The following is a 6,089-nucleotide window of genomic DNA, read 5'->3' as shown; positions in this document are numbered from 1 at the left end:
GAGTAAAAATCCTTATCTTTTCTTACTAAAGTAGGGTCAGATGCTTGAGTAAAAGCAGCTATTGCTTTAATTTCGCTAGGTTTCAATTTTCCAACTAAAGGAAAATCTGCTTGAATTAAGGCCGTTTTGCCAAAAAATCCAACGGTGAGAGCAAAAACTAGCCTTGAAGATTTTGACAAACTAAGTAATCTAGAAAGAAATGATTGAGTAAGCATAATACTCCTTAAAGAACTAAACACATTTAAAATTTATATCAATTATTTCAATAAGTATAATAAGACACTATTACAAGGTCAAGCTCACATGACTGATTTTTTAACAATATTTCAATATTGCATACATTTTTTCACCAGTGCTTATGTGGTAATTCCCCTACAGATAATCTCATTGATAATCCTTGCAAGTATTATTATTAATTTAACAAAGCATTTATCTGCAAACAATGCCTTGCTAAACAAAAAAACATTGTTTTTATTTTTTATAGTTCCAATTCTTGCAATTATGCTAGAAAATCTATCTTGGATTGCAATTGCGCTTGATCTTCAATCAGCATTTGCGCATTCAGTCACAAGAGCAATTGTTTGTCTTGCATGGATTTTAAGCTGCATTAAATTCCATAGCCTAGCTCTTTTTCTAGAACAACTTACAGAAAAAAACTTCATTTTAAAGTGGTACCATAAACTCTTCTTTGCTTTTGAATTTATGTTATGTGTTGCGTTTGTTGCTTACACAATCACACTGACACCAGAAAATCAACATTCATCTTTTTCTACCTACATTTATCGAATAACGGTTACATATTGGTTTATTAGCATTACGCCATCGCTAGTTTGTACATTAAAAAAACTTTCTTGCCCAACAATTCCTATTGTTCTTAAAGAGCAGCTTAAATTTCTTCTGTTTTATTTCATCTTTCCGCACATAATTTGTATAATTTTAGAATTTTTGCCAAAAATATTATTCAGTCAAAAGCACAACCTTACCTTTGCAAACATTGGCATTATTTTTATCACGGCAAGCCTTTACTACTGCTTTAAACGTATCATGCAATTTCGATTCTTAAACCTATCAAACCACGTACAGGCAAAGCCAGACATCAACATTACCACAAACTTTAAAGACACGATTGAGCAAATCAACGTTGCTTGCAATGAAAATGAAATTGAATACATAACTCAAAACTTCTTTAGTGAACAATTTTTAATTCCAAAAAATCGAGTAAATACATATATCAGATCAAACACAGAGCCTCAAAACACAAATCAACAAATTATCGAAGGCTTCGTAAGTAGCAAACATGCCGATTTTAACACTGTAGAAATATTTTTACAGCATAAAATACTAGTCGCACATGAAATTGAATTTGATGATTTTCATACAGAAAACCCTATGATTTCTCATCTGGCAGAGTTTTTAAGAAAGATTGAATGCGACATTTTTTTACCAATCTTAAATAATAAAAAATTAATTGGATATATCACGATAAAAAAAGACATAACTCAAACGATTTACAACATTGATCAACAAAACAAAATGATCGTCCTTGCTCAGTTTTTAGCTCCTGCGATTTATCTATTTCAACACAATAATGTTTATGCTCTCTTGCAAGAAACAAAAGAAGTTAAAGAAGAACTTTATGCAAAAAACCAAGAAGTAAGCCAATACAAAGAAAGTATAAAAAAACTTTTAAAGGATCGCCTAGAAAATCACATAGGTGTGATTTTCTATAAAGCTAAACATTTTTCGTTTAAAAACGCAGAGGCTCAAAAACTTTTAGGCGTCAATCCAAACCTGCAGCAAAGCCATCCAACAAGCGCAACTTTAAGCAATTTTGCTCAACAAGTAGAAAAATTTCAAACAGCCCAAACTACATACATGACTATCCATGATGGATCAAAGCTTATGATCTCTGGAATGCCTCATGCAGAGCCATCTGGTGGCGTTATGTTAATAATTAGAAATCCTGAAGCAACAGACATTATCAAAATGCAATTCGACTCTCTTGGAGATCATTCAAAAAGAGATTACTTACTGTATCTAGAAACAACCAAAGCTGGCAAAGCTATCAACAAACTACTTCCAAGCAATCAAGAAATAATTTTAAATGCAAAAATACAGCTATTGCAAGCCTCTCTCCAAAAAAGCGCTTTACTTTTAGAGATGCATCAAAACGATATAACGGCAATAGTTGATATTATTTATCAAATTAGCGAAAAAGAAACAATACACACCCTTTCTCTTGAGCATGGTCAGCAAGAATGCGGCATGCAGCTTTTTGGCTTAAATCCTCTTCTGAGTCTGCAAAAAGATGTAGCTCTTTTGGAAAAACATAACGATGGAATCTTAGTTATTAAAAACATAGAATTTATGGATAAAACTTCTCAACAGATGATTGCTTACTTTATTCGCTATGGAATCTACACGCCACTGAAAAGTGAACAACGTAAATTTAGCAACGCGCGAATAATATTTTCTACGAGTCACAATCTGCAAAGCTTATCGCAAGAAGGAATAATTATTCCTGAGCTTTATGCTGAACTCAAAAAAAGCTCTAAAACATCTATTTTAAGCTTGCCATCTCTTGTAACGATGGATCATCAAGACCTATCACTCATAATTGATGGATTCATGTATCAAAACTTACAAGAAGCTGGAAACAAAGGCTTAATTCCGTTAACTATTAAAGAAAAAGATTATTTAATAGCAAAAAGAATACCGAGCCTCTTTGAGTTTAAACAAAAAATTCAAACACTTATGTTTATAAAATCACAAGATTTAGTGACGCCATTAGAGACTTCTAGCAAAATAAAAATTTTTGATGCAACATGCCCTGAGTTACAACTTGCTTCACAACTTGGTAAACATGCTCTTAAAGACACGCAGCTTATGGCTTCTTTGTGGAAAAAGCTTGGAAACCAAACAAAAATTGCAGAACTTTTAGGCGTTAATCGATCATCAGTCAACAGACGATGCAAAGATTATAAATTAAACTAAAATGTTTTTAGCTGTATCAAAAAAAGGCAAGAGAGTATGACTTACGAGCAAATAGTAGAAAAAAAAGATGATTTTTTAACATACTTAGATGTTGAAAGAAATGTTGCTTTAAATACGTACAAATCATACCAATATGACTTAAATCAATTCTTAACATTTTGGGATAAAACAAATAAAGCCAATCCGTTAAAAACTTTTATGATGCAAGATATGCTCGAAAAGTTTTTTATGCATCTTTACTCTTTAAAAGTGCAAAAAAGTTCTATTGGCAGAAAAGTTGCCTGTTTTAAATCTTTTAACTCCTACCTTCATAGCTGCAATATTTTAATTAACCTAAAATTAACAGCTCCTCGAATTGATAAAAAATTACCGACCTATCTAACCATTGAAGAAATCACATTTTTACTAGACACTCTTCCCGATAAAGATTTTTCACCAAAACGCCCTCTTCGTGATCGAGCTATGCTTGAAACCCTGTATGCAACAGGAGTTCGTTGTTCAGAGCTCACGAGCATGAAGCTTTCTGATATTGATTTTGATCAAAAATCAATTTTAATCACAGGAAAAGGAAACAAACAACGCGTAGTTCTTTTTGGCGAGAAAGCGAAAGAAAAGATGCTTCGATATCTCCAAGAAGAGCGAATAATAGATCTAATTTCAAAAGATCAGGATTATTTTTTCATAGGAACAACGGGATCAAAATTTACAGATCGCGCACTTCAAGAAATTTTTAGCCAACTGAGCAAAAAACTTCCACAAAAAAAAGTTCTTACTCCTCATAAAATTAGACACTCTTTTGCCACACATCTTTTAAATGCAGGAATGAACTTACGCGCTCTGCAAGAACTTTTAGGCCACGCTTCACTTTCAACAACTGAAAAATATACTCACATAGCAACAAAGGACCTAAAAGAGCTGTATCAAAGAATTAATCCGATGGAATTCTTGAAAGAAAATTAACAATGCATTCTCCTCAACGCCAGTACAATAAAAAACTCACCAACATGGTATTATTTGTGTTGTTTTATTTTGGAATTATTGCTTGTCGGCTTGTATATCTGCAAATTATCAAATATCAAAAGTTTGCAAACTCTGGGACAAACAACTTTTTACGATTCAAAACTGTTCCTGCACAGCGTGGAAACATTTTAGACTGTAATGGAATCTCTCTTGCCACAAACCAACCAGTTACAGAACTTTTATGGAAAGGCTCTGGAAACCTTCGACTGAGTGAACAACAAGAAAAAGCGATTACTAAAATTAATGAAATTTTAGAATATGAGCCAATACCAAAACAAAAAATCAAACGCGCTGAAAAATTTTCAACCGAAATTATCATAGCGCCAAGCATCACAAATCAACAACTGTGTTTAATTGCTGAACAATGCTCAGACGTGTTAAATCTTTCGTTTAAGACAAGATTTGAAAGGTTCTACCCTTACGACAAGCTCGCAAGCCATATCCTTGGCTACCTTGGAGATATTCACATCGACACTGCTGGAAAAATGGGCCTAGAGAAAATATGTGAGCAGACTTTGCGAGGAGATCCTGGAATATTAAGACAATCAATTAATTCTTTTGGATCTATGCTTGACTGCCAAGAAATCAAAAAAGGATCTTGCGGGGAAGATATTTTAACAAGTATCGATCTTGAAATGCAAAAGATGGTAGAAGAGTGTATGGATGATCAAATTGAAGGATCTTGTATTTTATTTGATCCAAGAACTGGACTGATTAAAGCTTTAGTTTCTAAGCCAAACTTTCAACCAACTATTTTTTCAAAAACCTTATCCAAGCAAGAATGGCAAGACATTCAAAAGCAAAAAATATTTTTAAACAGAGCTTTTAATGCAAGTTATCCGCCCGCTTCAGTTTTTAAACTTGTTACCATTGCTGCAGCGCTCGAAGAGAAGTTAATCTCAACTGATTCACATTTTACCTGTACTGGATACACGACTTTTAAAGATCGAAAATATTACTGCAACAAACATACCGGACACGGTAGAGTTTCAACCGAAGAATGCCTGGCATACTCATGCAACATTCCTTTATTTGAAATTGCAAAACGAATACATATCGACACGCTTGCCCACTACGCCTGTGAATTTGGGCTCGGAAGCAAAACAAACGTTCCTTTTTCTGAGCAATACGGACTGGTTCCAACTAATGAATGGAAAATTGAACATAAAGGTGAACGCTGGTGGACTGGAGAAACACTTTCTGCGTCAATTGGTCAAAGTTTTTTACTCGTTACCCCAATTCAAGTTGCCTGCATGATTGGATCTATTTTTACTGGATATTTAATAAAACCACGAATAATTATTGATAGCGAAATAGAAAAAACGCCTATCAGCATTCATCCACAGACCCGGCAATTTCTACAAGCTTGCATGAAAAGCGCTACGGCTATTGGTAGTGCGCGCCGCATGAATAAAATAGGCAATCTAACTATTTTTGCAAAAACAGGAACCGCTCAAACAAAAACTAGGCCAAAAGATCAAGACCCAGAAGACATTCATGAGCTTCGTGAACATAAAGAACATGCTTGGTTTGTAAGCTATTTTTATACCGATGATACTCAGCCACTGGTTTTAGTTATGCTTCTTGAGCATGTGGGTAAATCAACATTTGCAAACGCAGTTGCCAGAAAGTTTTTTGTAAATTATATGCGATGGACTAAAAGTAAAAAAGCTCTATAAAAAAAGAAAATCCACGCTTTTTACGGCATGGATTTTCTTTTTATAAACTATTTATTTATAATAATTACTTAATTTATTTGGTGAACATTTACAGGCTTTGTATTTTGATCTAAAACACCTGATTCATTTTCAACAGGAAGAAGATTACGCATCTCTTCTAGCGCTTGCTCTATGCCATGATAGATTTCTGTTGCAAGGCCTTCTTGCTCTTCTTTGGCAGATGTTTTTAATCCGTCTTTAATAATTTCTTTATAAATCTTAGTAGCACTCTCGTATATACCCTTAGCCTTTGTATAATACTTAACTATAGACTGCTTAAACGGTATTTGATCTTTTCCTTTTAGCACAAGTAACTGTTCATCTGATTTCTGAGCAAGACGCAAGACAGCTTTAACG

5 protein-coding genes are annotated in these 6,089 nt (G+C 33.8%); 3 read left to right on the top strand and 2 right to left on the bottom strand.

The window, feature by feature from the left end; translation table 11 throughout:
* Nucleotides 1-215 (bottom strand): hypothetical protein (locus NTU89_02975; protein ID MCX5923508.1); only part of this gene is annotated, 215 nt, incomplete at its 3' end.
* 88 nt (nucleotides 216-303) lie between these two features.
* On the opposite strand from NTU89_02975, the gene NTU89_02970 reads away from it, so the two are divergent.
* From NTU89_02970 to NTU89_02960, 3 genes are read left to right on the top strand one after another with little or no spacing between them, the layout of a single operon-like run.
* Nucleotides 304-2,994, top strand: a complete 2,691-nt coding sequence (locus tag NTU89_02970; protein ID MCX5923507.1) for a sigma 54-interacting transcriptional regulator — start codon at nucleotides 304-306, stop codon at nucleotides 2,992-2,994.
* Between the two features lie 36 nt (nucleotides 2,995-3,030).
* The gene (locus NTU89_02965; GenBank protein ID MCX5923506.1) at nucleotides 3,031-3,954 is read left to right on the top strand and encodes a tyrosine-type recombinase/integrase; all 924 of its coding nucleotides are present in this window, start codon (nucleotides 3,031-3,033) and stop codon (nucleotides 3,952-3,954) included.
* Nucleotides 3,955-3,956: 2 nt separating this feature from the next.
* Nucleotides 3,957-5,693 (top strand): penicillin-binding transpeptidase domain-containing protein, encoded by a 1,737-nt coding sequence (locus NTU89_02960; GenBank protein ID MCX5923505.1) that lies wholly within the window; start codon nucleotides 3,957-3,959, stop codon nucleotides 5,691-5,693.
* A 68-nt stretch (nucleotides 5,694-5,761) separates the two neighbouring features.
* On the opposite strand, the gene NTU89_02955 is transcribed toward NTU89_02960, so the two are convergent.
* The coding region (locus tag NTU89_02955; protein ID MCX5923504.1) for a hypothetical protein at nucleotides 5,762-6,089 on the bottom strand (328 nt) is incomplete at its 5' end.

This window comes from Candidatus Dependentiae bacterium (genome assembly GCA_026389065.1).
Lineage (GTDB): Bacteria > Babelota > Babeliae > Babelales > Chromulinivoraceae > JACPFN01.
Note: the sequence above shows the minus strand (reverse complement) of the source record. Positions and strands in the feature narration are given on the sequence as shown.

Coding starts and splice junctions, on each gene's coding strand:
- NTU89_02965 (MCX5923506.1), top strand. CDS start 3,031: ATGACTTACGAGCAAATAGTAGAAAAAAAAGATGATTTTTTAACATAC.
- NTU89_02970 (MCX5923507.1), top strand. CDS start 304: ATGACTGATTTTTTAACAATATTTCAATATTGCATACATTTTTTCACC.
- NTU89_02960 (MCX5923505.1), top strand. CDS start 3,957: ATGCATTCTCCTCAACGCCAGTACAATAAAAAACTCACCAACATGGTA.